Raw genomic sequence first — 14,572 nt, forward strand, 5'->3', positions numbered from 1 at the left:
AATCAAGGTTAAAACGAAAAAGTCCGGTAGCTTATCGAGTTAACACCGAATTAGCTGCATAGAAAATAAGTGTCCAACTTTTTGGGTCCAGTGCACGTCAGCGACGAGGAGGCTCACCGGCCGCCCGAGGAAAGCGAAGTCTTGCACGGAAATCAACAGCGGTGTTTAAAAATCATAACAGGTCACTCATTCAGGTTGTTCGTTTTTCGATTGAATGGATTTCGTTATGTCCTTGCATATTTTTTTTCGCGAGGATCATTCCATGATTTCCTTCCAGATTTTATGACTTGGACGCTGTCGTTCGATCGCACTCATGTCACGGGGGATATCATGCCCGACCCACACACCAGTTGTAAGGGTATCGGTCAAGCCTATCACCCAATAATCATGATAATTATTCGTCGTCCCGGTTTTGATTCCCACATAAGGCTTGGATACGTAAGCGGCTCGTCCGGTTCCGGTTGTTGCCCCCTCATGGAGCATTTTCCGAAGTTTCGATGTGGTATCACTCGACCAAACCTTTTTCGGTTCCTTTTTCCATTGATAGATGACTTTGCCCTGGGAGTCCTTTACATGAATGATGGCGTGACTCTCCTGATAGCTTCCATCAATAAATGACGTATAGGCATCCGTTAATTCAAGGGGGCTCATTCCATACGTGAAACCACCTATGGAAGAGGCGTATGTTTTGTCATCGCTTATCACCCTTTCAAAGGAAAAAGGGGAGATGGATTGGAAGGCTCCTTCTATCCCGACTTTTTCCATAAGACGAACAGCCGATCCATTATAAGATTGTGCCAGGGCTTGATTCAATGTCACAGTACCCGGTTGGACTCCTCCGTAGTTGATCGGACAATAGTCACCGATGCAATATTGATTGGCGTTTACCTTGTCATAGATCCCTGCCTTGAATTTCTCGATATAGGGAGCGTATACAAGGAGGGGCTTTATAACCGAACCAGGTTGTCGAAAGGCTTGAAACGCGTGATTGAAATTATACTTTTTGTAGTTCCTTCCACCCGATAAGGCAACGATGCTCCGTGTCTTGTTGTCGATGGTGACGGTTGCTCCCTGTAATTCTTTCTGGAGCTGCGCATTCAGTGCATGGACGTTCTTCTGTTGAAGGATGGGGTCCAAGGCTGTTTGAATCCGTACCCCGGATGAAATGACCTCCTGAAAACGCTCCTCCAGCTTTTCTGCAATGCGATTTTTTTCCTCTTGTGAAGAAGCGTTTTCCATTTCCACTTTGAAGCCTTCGTTTCGTGCAATCAATTCTTTTAACTCATTTTCAACATAGAAGGCATAGTCTGGATAAAGGTCGGTTCTCTTACGAACATTTAGGGAAATCGGAACCTTCTTCCATTTCTCCGCATCATCACTGGATAACTTGCCTGTACTCACAAGAATATCAAGGAGTCGTTCCTGACGAATCTTTGTTTGATCGAAATGTTCCAGTGGATCATATTTTCCAGGGTTATTTGGTATAGATGCAAGAAACGCCATCTCCGCTTGATTGAGCTCAGTGACACTTTTCTGGAAATAGTATTGGGAAGCTGTTTCAATTCCATATACTCCATTACTGAAGTAAATTACATTCATATACAGCTCCAAAATCTCATCCTTTGATAAGGACTGTTCGATTTCATGGGCGTAGAATAGCTCGGTCAATTTTCGGTTGTATGTTTTTTCCTGTCCTAAATATAAGTTGCGGGCCAGCTGCTGCGTAATGGTGCTGCCGCCCTGCTGAATGTGGGTGAACACCAGGTTTTTCACGACAGCCCGCAGGATCGCACCCGCATCGAAGCCGACGTGCTCGTAAAAGTGCTGATCTTCTGAAGCGACCAGAATATCCTTTAGGAATGGTGGAATCTGTTCATCCGGCACATAGAGGCGATAAGGACGATTTACCTCTGAAAATACCTTTCCGTTTTGATCCAGGAGCAGGCTCGTACGATTTAAATCGATCGTATCCGTACTCACTGCATGTTCTAACTCGTGTTGAAAGCTCTGAACCTTCTTCCACTCACCCGTTGCAAAAAACAACGTGGAGAAAAAGATGAGCATAAGCCCGATCACCGTTACATAACCTGCAAAAACTCTCATATCTCACTCTACTTTTCTAGTAATCTCTCACATGGCTGGTAGTTTCAGAATGACGTATACTCCACCATAATAATCCAAACGCTCCCAAGAATAAAGCACCTGTTACATAAAATACGGAAGAAATGCCAATATATCCAGATACGATGCCGCCAAAGGCAGGCCCGATCACATTTCCGAGAAATCGAAAACTTTGATTATACCCGAGAACCTCCCCCTGCATGCTTAATGGGGCCTCCTGACGGATATAAGCCGTGACGCAGGGGATCATGCCTCCGTTGGCTATCCCGAACAGGAACCGGAACAGAACAAGCTGCCACAGTTCGACTGCCAGTGCCTGTGGAACGATGAAGATGGAGGCAAGAATGAGTAGGATTGACAATACCTTTTCATATCCGATATCGTCACCGAGCTGTCCCCATCGTCTCGTCGCAATCAAATTTCCGAATCCGGTAGCTGAGAAGGCAATCCCGGCTAAAAAGGCAAGATTCGTAGATGAGGTGAGTTCATCGACATACAGGGCCAGAAGCGGCTGAATGCTGAAATTCGCCACTTGAATAAGGAAGGAAAGCAGTAATACAGTCACGAGTAATTTGTGGCTGAATATATGCTGCAGGACTTCTTTACTGGAATACTTATTTCTTTGATTTCTCTGCTCTTTGCTGCGCTCCTCATTAATCCCAATTAAGACAACGGTGGCAGCGGTTGCGATGGCAATGGAAGTGAAAATGAATGTATAAGAAAATCCTACATTGTCTGCTAGTAGGCCGCCGATTACCGGTCCGAATAAGCCGCCTGAAACAGTTCCCATCTGAAGGGTGCCAAGGGTTCGTCCAGCTTCTTCTTTAGGGGTCTGGGATGAGATAAGGGCCATAGAGGTAGGAATGAAGCCTGTCACTGCACCCATGATCATCCGAAGTATAAACAGTCCCCATACCGAGTCCATAAAGCCCATCAAGAAAATGGACGTGGCAATTCCGTAGCCCGTGATGAGAAGGATCGGTTTGTAGCCAAACCGGTCGCCGATCCGTCCCCATAGTGGAGAAATGAAGAATGCCGTCAAGAACGTAACCCCAAATACAAAACCTGACCAGCGCTGCACATATTCGTGACTGTAAGTGCCGAATGTTTCAATATAAAGTGATAAAAAGGGCAGCACCATGGTTGCACTTGCTGCCACCAGAAAATTGGCCATAAGCATGATCGTCAAATTCTTTTTTTTGTTGGTAATGGTTAACACCTTCTAATTGAATTTTATTTCGGTTACCTAAATATTCATTTTATTAAAGATCTGACTCAGAGTCCAACAAATAACATTTATTACTGTGGAAAACCCGGAATTAGTCATAATTTCTAGGCTTAGCATGATATAATGTAAGAATAAGAGGTATGGAGAAACGGCGTATTATTTGAAGATGACGGTTTTCCGAGCGTGATAAAGCAAGGACTTTGAAATACAACCATCATCCATCGTGAAAAAATTCTTTTATTATAGATGAATTGGGGTCTTATCTACATTTTGAGGAGGGAGTTTAAGTGGCGAAAGCGGAACAGCTGGTGTTTATAGATTTTGAGTTTTCTATGCCCGAACGACATAGAGTCCCCAAAGGTTTCTTCCCTGAAATCATCGAAGCCGGGGTAGTGGTTGTAGAGAATGGGAAAGTGTCAGATACGTTTTCATCATACGTAAAACCGACTGCATTTCCCAAACTTACCAACCGGTGCAAACGATTCTTATCCATTAGCCAGAATGAAGTTGATTCAGGGATATCGTTTCAATGCCTGATTGATTACTTTAAAGGATTAAATGACAAGGGTGTCGCGAAGGTAGTGACGTGGGGAAACATGGATATGAAGGTACTGCGAGATAATTGTGCCCAGTCCGGCATACCATTTCCTTTCCAAGCTCACTTCGTCGATTTATCCATGGAATACAAGCGCTTCTTTGGTGATCAAAACCAAACGGGTCTTTGGAAAGCGGTCCAGGAATATGGAAGGGAAGGAGTAGGTAAGCATCATAAAGCATTGGATGATGCACTAACCACGCAACATATCTACAATTTAGTCGAAAAGGACAAAAAATACCTCGACAAAGCCGAGCCCACCACCATCGGGGACAGAATCGACCTCTCCAAATTCTATAATCAGCTCGCATGAGAAGACGAGGGACGGACCTTGACGTTGAAGGTCCGTCCCTCGTCTTTGTTTAAAATGTGAGGTTATACATCAGTTCGTATTCCCTTTGAATGGATTGCAGGGTTTCCAGACTCTTTAGGGCATGAGGGGAAGCATCGTTTTCGAGTTCGTTCTTTAGAGTCAAGTAGGTTTGAATCAAGGTTTCATTGTAATCAGGGACGTCACCATCAAATGGTTTGACCATTTTCTCGGGCATATTGGCGCGCTCACCGTGTGCAAGGGCTTTACGTTCATGGAATAAGGGAACGTCCACCTCTTGGGGATTGTGCAAGTCTCCTTGCCGGGGATGCTTTAAAACAGCAAGGATCTTTACCACATAGGCACCGGGGCGTTCGCCCGTGACTTCCCCGATATACTTACCGGTTTTATAAAAAGCTGTGACATAATCACCAATTTGAATGTTTTTCATAAAAAACCTCCTCTATTACATCGATCTCTATTATAATGAAAACAGAATGAAACTGAGAAATAACTACTATAAAGGTAACATGTGGAGGTACATATATGAAGCGTTTAATGATCGTCATCCTATGTTTACTAGGTTTAGTCCTTGCTGCTTGTGGACAAACAGAAAAAGGAGATACCACAAAAGATAAGCAGAAAGCAGACGAGAAGATTGCAGAAGAATCCAAAGGAGATGAAAATATGACATATCCTCAGCTTACGACAGAAGTTGCTGAAAACGAAAAATTAGTCGAAATGAACACATCAATGGGAACCATTAAAATCAAATTATTCCCCGAGCAAGCGCCTAAAACGGTGGAAAACTTTATCACCCATAGTGAAGATGGCTATTATGACGGATTGAAATTCCATCGTGTCATCAAAGACTTTATGATTCAAGGTGGAGACCCGAACGGAAACGGAACGGGTGGAGAAAGCATTTATGGTGAATCATTTGAAGATGAATTCTCACCGGAATTATTCAATCTTCGCGGTGCACTTTCCATGGCCAATGCAGGTCCTGACACGAATGGAAGTCAATTCTTCATCGTTCAAAAAAGTGACATCGATCCGCAATTGGAAGACCAAATGAAATCTGCGGGATTCCCGGCAGAAATCATCGACGCATACATGGAAAATGGCGGTACCCCTTGGCTGGATCAAAAACACACTGTATTTGGACAAGTGGTTGACGGAATGGACATTGTGGATAAAATCGCGAATGTAGAAGTCGGCGCAAACGATCTGCCGAAAGAAGATGTTGTGATCAAGAACATCAAAGTTGTAAAATAATCGTTGAATAGCTGTGAACCCCATTAATGGGTTTGCAGCTTTTTTTATGGAGAGAATGAGTGAGTATTTCCTCGGAAATTGTCGGATGACCGTTCATTAAATCGTTAAAAACGTGACCAATTGAAGTTGGTTTGTCCTTTGCAGTGTTGTTATAATGGACAAAGAGTTTGTTTTTCGAAAGGAGCTTACCATGCTTTCTTCATTTGTATTGAATTTATTTCTCTATTTTCCTGAAGATAAGACAGAATATATCCCAGCCGCCATCACGATGGCCATCTTTGTAATCGCTGCCCTCTTGACATTCCGCATCATCCAGAAAGCTTCAAAGCGAGAAGAATTGAAAACGAAGAAAATGGAAGAAGAAGCAAGGATTCAGAAGAGAACAGAATGATGATAAAACCGAAACACGCCTTTGAGCGTGTTTTTTTGATTTAGGTGCTGTACTTCCTTTATGGAAGTACGAATAATTTTCACCACGGGAGTCAACAATGGTGTAAGAGTATGCAAATTTGGAGGAAGAGCATTATGAAAAAATCATCCCTATTATATATCATCATGGTGACAGTCTTAGCCAGTGGATGTGCCATTGAAAATCCTAAAAAAGTGGAAGTAGAAATGAAAAATGAGAACGGTGACGCCCTTGGTAAAGCAATACTGCAGGATCAATCAGACGGAGTGGAAATCGGATTGGACCTCGAAGGGCTGCCACCTGGTGAGCATGGCATTCACATTCATGAAAAAGGGGTATGCAAGCGACCGGACTTTGTGTCGGCTGGTAACCACTTTAATCCGGATGACACGAAACATGGACTGCTTCATCCTGAAGGTGCTCACGGCGGAGATCTCCCGAACCTCATCGTAGGGGATGACGGGACTGTGAAGGTGACACTCATGGCACCGATGGTTACGTTATCTAAGGGGAAAACATCGCTATTCACTAAAGATGGAACCTCACTTATCATCGATGAAAATAAGGATGATGGAATGACACAGCCTTCTGGAGACTCTGGGAAGCGAATTGCTTGCGGAGTGATTAAGAGTGATAAAAAATAGTAATAGACGGTTAGGCATAAAAATGTACCAGGTACAATCGGGTCGATTGGTACCTGGTACATTTTTTTATTCATGGCACTCTCAAAATAGACATTCACCTTATTCGAATGCGGCCTTTAATCTTTCCAACCCATCTAGAAGTGTCTTTCGTGGACAAGCAATATTCATCCGGACAAAGCCTTCCCCTCCCGGTCCGTATTTCGTACCGGGTTCCAATGCGAGCTTTCCTTTATCCAGTAATCGGTTTTTCAAATCTTCATCGGATAATTCCAATTTCGTACAATCAATCCAGAGTAAATAAGTCCCTTCAGGATCAACAAGCTTCAATTCGGGAAGATGTTCTTCGAGAAAGTCCTTCGTCACTCTGACATTTTCCTGCAGATAATCCAGGATTTCTTCCAACCATTCTTCACCATGCCGATAGGCTGCTTCCATTCCAATGATCCCAAACGTATTGAGGGTGAAGAATCCCTGTTTCCTATGGATAGAAGCGATTTTTTCCCGGATATCCGGATTGGGTGTGATCATGGCTGATGCCTGTAACCCGGCAAGATTGAACGTCTTGCTTGGAGCAATGCAGGTAATGGTCATATCACGAAAAGTATCATTTAGTGTTGCAAGGGGAGTATGGGTGTGGCTTTTATAAACTAAATCAGAATGAATCTCATCTGACACTATCACCACATTGTATTTCTGACAAAGTTCAGCCATCTTGGTGAGTTCTTCCTTCTTCCATACCCGTCCGCTCGGATTGTGAGGATTGCAAAGGAGGAATAGCTTCACTCCGGTTTTAAGGGATTCTTCAAAAGCTTGAAAATCAATGGAATAGTTTCCGTCATGATACTCCAATTGAGTATTCACGATTTCCCGGCCATTGTCTTCTACAAGGGAGAAAAAAGGGGTGTATACCGGTGATTGGACCAGTACTTTATCGGATGGTTCAGTGAGTGCCTGGATGATGGTTGAGATGGCAGGGACGACTCCTGGGCTGTATTGCAGCCAGGTTTTGTCTATTTCCCACCCATGTCGCCTTTTCATCCAGTCTTTGATGCTGTCGGCTGTCAAATCCCCTACAAAGGTGTAGCCGAAGATTCCGTGCTCCAGCCTGTTCTTAAGTGCCCCCAACACGTCCTTTGGAGGCAGGAAATCCATGTCTGCCACCCACATCGGGAGGACATCGTCTCTTCCAAACACTGTTTTGGTTAGATCCCATTTAACAGAGGATGACCCTCTACGGTCAATGATTTCTTCAAATTTGCTCATCGGAAATTCCCCTTTCCATTATGTATTTATAGTCTAATCATATGATGGAAACGATAAAGATGGAAATCATATGTTTAGCATTTTTACTGATAAGCATCTTCAAAAACAAGTAAGAAAGAAAAAAGGGACTTCTCCCTACGTTTCAGAAATAAGCGTTTGGGATAGTCCATTTTGAAATAGCGGTTCAGAGTGAGATTCATCCGAAACTGCTTCTTCAGTTGAAGAGATAAATGCATGAATATGCTCCAATACTTCCGTTGGCTTTTCTTCTGGGACGAGGTGACCCGTTTCTTTCAGGACCACCAGCTTCGAGTTCGGGATATCCTCATTCAGCCTGTGCCCTGTTGACAAAGGCACTACCCTGTCATGCTCTCCCCAAACAAGAAGGCAGGGGGTTTGGATGTTTTTTAGGTCGTTCACCGATAGATCCCCTTCACGGTCCCGGATCATCCTCGTCAAGGCCTTGAAGATATCATCCTCCAGGAAAGGCTTCAGATAACCAAACATCATTTCATCATCGATTAAAGTAGAATCATGCACGACGTTTTCTAGGTTATTTCGCACCCCGGAACGGGTAAGCCACAGTTTTACATAAAGATGGAAAAATGGGATGTGGCTCAACATCGTAATGGGCCAATTCATCCTCTTCAAGTATCCTGAACTGCATAAGAGAACGCCTTTTTCCACTAGGGAAGGGGCTTTTTTCATAACGTTTAAAGCGATCTGTCCACCCATGGAATGACCCGTCAAGTGAACATTGCTTACTTTTAGGTATTCCAATAAGGCGATGACCGTGTTGGCCAGGTTTTCATAAGAGTACGTAAACCGATTGTGCTTCCCGCTGTTCCCAAAGGGAGGGAGATCAATGGAAATGACATTATAATTCTCTTTCAAAAGAGGAGTTAGCCGCCTAAAGCTAAAGGTTGAGGAGAGGAAACCATGGAGAAGGACGAATGTTTCAGAGGCAGTAGGATGCTCATGGTGCTCAAAGTAAACATTTGCACCATTCACCTCAACCACTTTGGCAAAATCCAGTTCTTTCATACCTCATTTCTCCTCTCTGTCGATTTACAGATATTTTACCCGTATTTTCTCAATTAACACCTCGTTTCGAAAGTTGTAACATATCCCATCCTGTGATTGGGGAACATAACACTGCCTCTTTTCTTATGTGTGACTTCTGATATAATAAAACCATTTAGTGGTGATGAGGAGGAAGCAGAATGCAACTGAGAGAAATGGAGCTTGATTTATTAAGGATTTTACAAAAGGATGCCAGGATTTCCACTGAAGATTTAGGGAAAATGCTTCAAGTGCCAACCAAAGAGATTGAAGAAGCGGTTGAAAAACTGGAAAAAGAGAATGTTCTCGTACGGTACAGTTCGGTTGTGGACTGGTCAAAGGTGGAAGGGCATGAAGGCGTCACGGCAATGATTGATGTGAAAGTGGCTCCAAAAAGGGGAGTGGGCTTTGATGAAGTGGCTCACCGTATATACCGCTATAAAGAAGTGAAAAGCGTCTATTTGATGTCTGGTGCATATGACCTTTCCGTTACAGTAGAGGGAAGATCCATGCATGAAGTGGCTACATTTGTATCGGAAAAGCTATCGACACTGGATTCTGTATTATCGACGACCACTCATTTTCAATTAAAGAAATATAAGCATGATGGAACGATTTTCGGTGATCATGGAGAAGATAGAAGAATCGTGGTGTCACCATGACAACCAAGACATCGTACATAGCGCAATCTGTGAAAAACCTGAAGCCTTCTGGAATCAGAAAATTCTTCGACCTGGCAGCCAATATGGAAGGTGTCATTTCACTGGGGGTTGGGGAACCTGATTTTGTTACTTCCTGGACAGTGAGGGAGGCAGCAATCCTTTCGTTGGAACAGGGATATACTTCCTACACTGCAAACGCCGGGCTTCTTGAACTCAGGGAGAAAATAGCGACATATATGAAAAATGGATACTCAGTTGACTATGATCCGAATACGGAAATCATCGTGACGGTAGGGGCTTCTCAGGCATTGGATATCAGTATGAGGGCCATCATCGATCAGGGGGATGAAGTGATTGTAGTGGAGCCGGGGTTCGTCTCATACGTACCTCTTGTACAATTGGCGGGAGGTGTACCTGTTACCGTTGAAACCAAGCCGGAAAATGGTTTCAAGGTAACAGCAGAAGAATTGGAAGAAGCAATCACTCCCCGGACAAAAGCTGTGTTGCTTTGTTCCCCTAACAATCCAACAGGGACGGTCCTCGAACGGGAGAATTTAGAAAGACTGGCTAAAGTCATCCAAAAACATGATCTTGTCGTGTTTTCAGATGAAATCTATTCGGAGCTTGCCTATGATCATCATCATGTGTCGATCGCCTCTTTAGAAGAAATGAGGAAAAGGACCATCGTTATCAACGGCTTTTCGAAAGGGTTTGCCATGACGGGCTGGAGACTGGGCTATATATGTGCCCCTGTCGAGATTGCCTCTTCCTTATTGAAGATCCATCAGTACGCTATGATGTGTGCGTCTACACCTGCTCAATACGCAGCGGTCGAGGCACTGGATAAAGGAATGGACGATGTGATGGAAATGAAGAGAAGTTATCGTCATCGCCGTCACTATTTCGTAGATTCCCTGAATGAATGTGGATTAACCTGCCATACACCTGGTGGGGCATTCTATGCGTTTCCATCCATTCAAAAAACGGGGATGTCTTCAGAAGAATTTGCAGAAAAGCTATTGATGGAAGAGAAAGTGGCGGTTGTACCCGGAAATGTGTTCGGTAAAGGCGGGGAAGGGTATGTTCGCTGCTCTTATGCATCAAGCATGGAACAATTGCAGGAGGCTGTGAAACGGATCAAGCGGTTCGTGGAGAATCACAGTTAAAAGAACATGAAAGGGGCGCCGGGTACCAATCCGAATATTGGTGCCTGGCGCCCTTATTTAGGCAAAAAAATAGGACGATACCATGATCGTCCAACAAATGAAAACAAAAGGGGGAATACTTAGAAAGCTTATTTTCAGTATGTCCGCCCTTTTTTCTTTTTATACATTACTTTTATAAAAGTTTTTATGATTCGCTTTTTTCATATTTCAATTCATAGAGCATTTGCATCACGCGCAGGAAATCTTCCTCTGTGAATTCTTTGGCTTTGCGAAGGATGAGCTTTGTTCGTTTGGGTCCCAATTCCTTGATCAGCTGCTCCATTTCTGTATCGATCCCTGCAGGAGGATATTCTTTCATTTCCCGTTCCATGAGTTCGGAAGCGGGGATATCGAGAACGGTGGAAAGTTTAAGAATCGTTTGTGTATCAGGGATTTGCAAATCGGATTCATATTTTTCAATCGTTTGCGTACCCAATCTTGCCCGTAATGCAAGTTCCTGCTGAGACAATTTACGCTCTTCTCTTACTCGTTTCAGATTCTGACCAAAATGTGACATGCCAAAGTCCCTCCTCATAAAATTCCTTCCTTATATCTATAGTGTATCACCATTTGGAAAAAATTAGCCCGGGAATACGTGAACAAAATGTTAAATAAATAAGAGGTCCGTCCCTCAAACTGAGGGACGGACCTCTTAGATTCATGATAAGAAAACGAGTACGATGGCTACTGGTACGATGTAGCGCAGGAGGAAGATCCAGCTGTTGAAGAGGCCGGTGGATATGGATGAACCTGATTGAAGTTCGTTCCAGACGTCCTCGCGCTTTAAACGGTACGATACGAAAATAGAAATGAGTAATGCTCCTATCGGTAAGCCGAAATTACTCGTGATATAATCGGCAAAGTCAAAAAAGTTCTTTCCTCCGATAAGGAATTCATCGAAAACACCAAATGACAGGGCACTCGGGATACCTGCGATGAATACTAGGATCCCGATCAGCCACGTAAAAGGCATTCGCTTCTTCTGATTTCCTTTTGATAGGGCAGCGACCCCGATCTCGAGGATGGAGAAGGCCGATGTCAGGGTGGCAAACAATAACAGGATCAAAAATACAGTTAAGAATATGCCCCCAAAGGCCATCTCATTGAAGACGGCGGGAAGGACGACAAAGGCAATCCCGGGACCTTCATCTGGCTTAAAACCTAGAGCATATACGGCCGGGAAAATGACCAGTCCAGCAAGTAATGAGATAAAGATATTCAGTCCTGAAACACTGATGGCGGACCTTGGCATGCTGTCCTCTTTCGATAGATAGGATGCATACGTCACCATGACGGAAAGACCCACAGTTAAAGCGAAGAATGCCTGACCTAACGCAAGTAAAACCGTTTCCCCGTTTAAATAACTCCAATCCGGGAGCAACAGGAAGCGGACCCCTTCCATCGCGCCTTCAAGCGTCAGAGATCGAATCACCAGAATAATAAATAAGATGAATAATGCCGGCATCATATATCGGCTCGCACGTTCAATCCCTTTTTGGATCCCGCCTTGTACAACAAGAATGGTGAGGACGATAAAGGCGAACTGAGCAATCATCACTTCTTTAGGGTTTGCTATGATACTTTCAAACAATGCCCCATACTGTTCTTGAGACATTCCGCTCAGGGAGCCTGTCAAACTTCTGGCCAAATAGGAAAGAATCCATCCCCCGACTACACTGTAAAAGGATAGGATGATGAAAGACACTACAGTGCCCAGATAACCGATCCAGTGCCATTTCGAATTCGGGGCCAGTATTTTATATGAAGTGACGGCATCTGCGCCTGCACGCCTCCCGATGACAAATTCAGCGAGAAGAATGGGGGCTCCGATTAATACAGTAAATAGAATAAAGAGCAAGAAGAAAACACCCCCACCATTCGCACCAGCCATATAAGGGAATTTCCAGATGGCGCCGAGCCCGATTGCGGAACCTGCCGCTGCCAGAATAAAGCCTAACTTAGAAGTCCATTGATCTTTCTTGGCCATACCTAAGATCCTCCTTTCAAAAAATAAGATTTTTCAATCGTACTATGTTTTAGTAGCCCTGTACACCGGATTTTTAAATTTTCAATAAATGGGGTAAAGGAATGAAAAGGCAGTATGAGAGTAGTTGAATTTCCATTTATTATGTGTGCAAACGCTTAAATTCATTACTTTTCAACTAATTTTTAGAAAAGAAGTCAAAAAGATGCTAAATAGGCTGGAAATTTTCGCAATATGTAGTATACTAATTGTAACAAAACGTTCACAAAGTATTCTTTTTTTCGCCACAATTGAAAGCGTTTACTAAGAGAATGGAGGAATTAGAAATGGATGTCTTTCTTGTATATCTATTCGTCGCAACAGCAACCCCGCTTTTTCTTTGGGTCGAGCATCGTAAATGGGCGGTTCTTCACATCCCATTCGTTATAGCATTATGGTCAGTCTTTATCTATTATGTAGCCGTACCGGAGCTCGGAGGCTGGGGACATGTAACACTATGGAGCCTGTTTGTTGCCAATCTTGCTTTCGCACATATCGCAGCCTTCATGTTATATGCCGTTCCATTTATTCAAAAGCAAAGAAAGAAAAGATCAACGGCTATCAAGAATGTTTAGTCTGACCCATTGATGAGTGGGTCGGTCTTTTTTTTTGTTATAAAAAGAGAAAAAAGAAAATACGGCATCAGATAGTATTTGCCTGAACAGGAAGTTCGTTCGATAGATCCTTATGATCGCTGGGGTTACACTGTTTTAAGAATATGAATAATGGGGAAGCATAACTAGTGAGAATGCAATGATAGGCGGATGATAGAATATGGATGTAATGGAAAAGAATATATCTTTGCCGAAATTCCGATTCTATGATATAATCTACAATTGCGTGTAAAGACGAAAAATAATATATATACTAGGAGTGTTACCATGACTACAAAATTCGAAACAGGATCTGTTGTAACAGGTAAAGTTACAGGTATTCAACCATACGGTGCATTCGTTGCACTTGACGAAGAAACTCAAGGATTAGTTCACATCTCTGAAATCACTCACGGATTCGTTAAAGACGTTAGTGAGCACCTTTCAGTAGGCGATGAAGTAAAGGTTAAAGTATTATCAGTGGACGAAGCAGCTGGTAAGATCAGCCTTTCTATCCGTGCTACAGAAGAAGCTCCTGCTCCACAGGCAAAGCCTGCAGCAGCGAAAAAGCCTCGTCGTCAAGGAAGTGTGAAACCAGCAGCTGAAGAAACTACTCCAGCAGGCTTCAACACTCTTAAAGACAAGCTTGAAGAGTGGATCGAGCAATCTGAACGTGAAGATCTAATCAAGAAATAATATAATGATAAAAAGACTGCCTTATTACAGGCAGTCTTTTTTTCTGTTTTCATTAACATTGTTGCTTTGGAAGTAGCGAGTAGTGGTTGATTGCATTCCAGGTGCTCGTTTTCCGCATGGCAGGTGATGGGCGTGTATAAGTTAAAGCTCTGTGGGGTCTCAAGATCCAAATCCGGCGGCTAGCCCCTTCCGTACCATTCAACTTTCCAAGAGTACTTTTTCTAAATTTAATGGCGGTCATATCTTTTTTATAGACCAAAGGGATCGATAATAGCAAATAGTACTAATGATTTTTTGTGGATTTATCAATTCTATTTGACTCTGTCACAAAAAGCTTCTTAAGAGGGTGAGGGGAACTGCATAGACTCCTACGGAAAACGGGCGTGCTGAGACCCCGGAAGCGGTTTTGAGCTGCACCCCTATTGTTGGACACCCCAATCAACAATAGGAGGTGCCCGCACCAATGGCCAAGTTTACACAGGA

Annotated in this window: 15 protein-coding genes; 8 read left to right on the top strand and 7 right to left on the bottom strand. The window is 43.4% G+C overall.

Translation table 11 applies throughout. The features are described 5' to 3' along the window. Nucleotides 1–255: 255 nt before the first annotated feature. Complete coding sequence (locus ACIGG7_RS23530) at nt 256–2,103, bottom strand: transglycosylase domain-containing protein (RefSeq protein WP_397551163.1); 1,848 nt, start codon at nt 2,101–2,103, stop codon at nt 256–258. A gap of 16 nt (nt 2,104–2,119) precedes the next feature. Further along, nucleotides 2,120–3,331, bottom strand: coding sequence for an MFS transporter (locus tag ACIGG7_RS23535; RefSeq protein WP_397551171.1), 1,212 nt, complete (start codon nt 3,329–3,331; stop codon nt 2,120–2,122). A gap of 305 nt (nt 3,332–3,636) precedes the next feature. Between ACIGG7_RS23535 and kapD the strand changes: the two genes are divergently transcribed. Beyond that, nucleotides 3,637–4,257 carry a 3'-5' exonuclease KapD gene (kapD, locus tag ACIGG7_RS23540; RefSeq protein WP_397551164.1) on the top strand — a complete coding sequence of 207 codons (621 nt, stop codon included), beginning with the start codon at nt 3,637–3,639 and terminating at the stop codon, nt 4,255–4,257. Nucleotides 4,258–4,306: 49 nt separating this feature from the next. Here the strand turns inward: kapD and kapB are convergent, their stop codons facing one another. Beyond that, a complete protein-coding gene (kapB, locus tag ACIGG7_RS23545; protein ID WP_224945407.1) occupies nt 4,307–4,705 on the bottom strand; it encodes a kinase-associated lipoprotein KapB in 399 nt (132 codons plus the stop codon). A gap of 95 nt (nt 4,706–4,800) precedes the next feature. On the opposite strand from kapB, the gene ACIGG7_RS23550 reads away from it, so the two are divergent. The 3 genes from ACIGG7_RS23550 to ACIGG7_RS23560 all read left to right on the top strand — a co-directional run bounded on the left by ACIGG7_RS23550 (nt 4,801) and on the right by ACIGG7_RS23560 (nt 6,585). Further along, entirely contained in the window at nt 4,801–5,532 is a 732-nt protein-coding gene (locus tag ACIGG7_RS23550; protein ID WP_397551165.1) for a peptidylprolyl isomerase, read from the top strand. Between the two features lie 190 nt (nt 5,533–5,722). After that, entirely contained in the window at nt 5,723–5,923 is a 201-nt protein-coding gene (locus tag ACIGG7_RS23555; RefSeq protein ID WP_224945403.1) for a hypothetical protein, read from the top strand. 134 nt (nt 5,924–6,057) lie between these two features. Next, nucleotides 6,058–6,585: a superoxide dismutase family protein gene (locus ACIGG7_RS23560; protein ID WP_397551166.1), complete on the top strand. Its 528-nt coding sequence runs from the start codon at nt 6,058–6,060 to the stop codon at nt 6,583–6,585. A 99-nt stretch (nt 6,586–6,684) separates the two neighbouring features. On the opposite strand, the gene ACIGG7_RS23565 is transcribed toward ACIGG7_RS23560, so the two are convergent. Then, entirely contained in the window at nt 6,685–7,848 is a 1,164-nt protein-coding gene (locus tag ACIGG7_RS23565; RefSeq protein WP_397551167.1) for a MalY/PatB family protein, read from the bottom strand. 135 nt (nt 7,849–7,983) lie between these two features. Beyond that, nucleotides 7,984–8,892, bottom strand: coding sequence for an alpha/beta fold hydrolase (locus ACIGG7_RS23570; RefSeq protein ID WP_397551168.1), 909 nt, complete (start codon nt 8,890–8,892; stop codon nt 7,984–7,986). A gap of 179 nt (nt 8,893–9,071) precedes the next feature. Between ACIGG7_RS23570 and ACIGG7_RS23575 the strand changes: the two genes are divergently transcribed. Both ACIGG7_RS23575 and ACIGG7_RS23580 read left to right on the top strand, forming a co-directional pair. Beyond that, entirely contained in the window at nt 9,072–9,572 is a 501-nt protein-coding gene (locus ACIGG7_RS23575) for an Lrp/AsnC family transcriptional regulator (protein ID WP_397551169.1), read from the top strand. Beyond that, nucleotides 9,569–10,738, top strand: a complete 1,170-nt coding sequence (locus ACIGG7_RS23580) for an aminotransferase (protein WP_397551170.1) — start codon at nt 9,569–9,571, stop codon at nt 10,736–10,738. The genes ACIGG7_RS23575 and ACIGG7_RS23580 overlap by 4 nt, the downstream gene beginning before the upstream one ends. A gap of 184 nt (nt 10,739–10,922) precedes the next feature. On the opposite strand, the gene ACIGG7_RS23585 is transcribed toward ACIGG7_RS23580, so the two are convergent. Both ACIGG7_RS23585 and ACIGG7_RS23590 read right to left on the bottom strand, forming a co-directional pair. Further along, nucleotides 10,923–11,294 (bottom strand): helix-turn-helix domain-containing protein, encoded by a 372-nt coding sequence (locus ACIGG7_RS23585; RefSeq protein WP_224945395.1) that lies wholly within the window; start codon nt 11,292–11,294, stop codon nt 10,923–10,925. A gap of 141 nt (nt 11,295–11,435) precedes the next feature. Next, complete coding sequence (locus tag ACIGG7_RS23590; protein ID WP_224945393.1) at nt 11,436–12,764, bottom strand: sodium-dependent transporter; 1,329 nt, start codon at nt 12,762–12,764, stop codon at nt 11,436–11,438. Between the two features lie 323 nt (nt 12,765–13,087). Here ACIGG7_RS23590 and ACIGG7_RS23595 point away from each other — a divergent pair, with 323 nt between their 5' ends. Together ACIGG7_RS23595 and yugI are read left to right on the top strand one after the other, a co-directional pair. Then, complete coding sequence (locus ACIGG7_RS23595) at nt 13,088–13,375, top strand: spore morphogenesis/germination protein YwcE (protein WP_224945391.1); 288 nt, start codon at nt 13,088–13,090, stop codon at nt 13,373–13,375. A gap of 306 nt (nt 13,376–13,681) precedes the next feature. Then, nucleotides 13,682–14,089: a S1 domain-containing post-transcriptional regulator GSP13 gene (yugI, locus tag ACIGG7_RS23600; protein WP_224945389.1), complete on the top strand. Its 408-nt coding sequence runs from the start codon at nt 13,682–13,684 to the stop codon at nt 14,087–14,089. Nucleotides 14,090–14,572: the final 483 nt, after the last annotated feature.

This window comes from Rossellomorea sp. NPDC077527 (assembly GCF_044542955.1).
Taxonomy (GTDB): Bacteria; Bacillota; Bacilli; order Bacillales; family Bacillaceae_B; genus Rossellomorea; species Rossellomorea aquimaris_E.

Bases quoted from the DNA above. Each gene is read 5' to 3' on its own strand.
- ACIGG7_RS23530 (WP_397551163.1), bottom strand. From the start codon at position 2,103: ATGAGAGTTTTTGCAGGTTATGTAACGGTGATCGGGCTTATGCTCATC.
- kapB (WP_224945407.1), bottom strand. From the start codon at position 4,705: ATGAAAAACATTCAAATTGGTGATTATGTCACAGCTTTTTATAAAACC.
- ACIGG7_RS23550 (WP_397551165.1), top strand. From the start codon at position 4,801: ATGAAGCGTTTAATGATCGTCATCCTATGTTTACTAGGTTTAGTCCTT.
- ACIGG7_RS23555 (WP_224945403.1), top strand. From the start codon at position 5,723: ATGCTTTCTTCATTTGTATTGAATTTATTTCTCTATTTTCCTGAAGAT.
- ACIGG7_RS23560 (WP_397551166.1), top strand. From the start codon at position 6,058: ATGAAAAAATCATCCCTATTATATATCATCATGGTGACAGTCTTAGCC.
- ACIGG7_RS23565 (WP_397551167.1), bottom strand. From the start codon at position 7,848: ATGAGCAAATTTGAAGAAATCATTGACCGTAGAGGGTCATCCTCTGTT.
- ACIGG7_RS23570 (WP_397551168.1), bottom strand. From the start codon at position 8,892: ATGAAAGAACTGGATTTTGCCAAAGTGGTTGAGGTGAATGGTGCAAAT.
- ACIGG7_RS23575 (WP_397551169.1), top strand. From the start codon at position 9,072: ATGCAACTGAGAGAAATGGAGCTTGATTTATTAAGGATTTTACAAAAG.
- ACIGG7_RS23580 (WP_397551170.1), top strand. From the start codon at position 9,569: ATGACAACCAAGACATCGTACATAGCGCAATCTGTGAAAAACCTGAAG.
- ACIGG7_RS23585 (WP_224945395.1), bottom strand. From the start codon at position 11,294: ATGTCACATTTTGGTCAGAATCTGAAACGAGTAAGAGAAGAGCGTAAA.
- ACIGG7_RS23590 (WP_224945393.1), bottom strand. From the start codon at position 12,764: ATGGCCAAGAAAGATCAATGGACTTCTAAGTTAGGCTTTATTCTGGCA.
- ACIGG7_RS23595 (WP_224945391.1), top strand. From the start codon at position 13,088: ATGGATGTCTTTCTTGTATATCTATTCGTCGCAACAGCAACCCCGCTT.
- yugI (WP_224945389.1), top strand. From the start codon at position 13,682: ATGACTACAAAATTCGAAACAGGATCTGTTGTAACAGGTAAAGTTACA.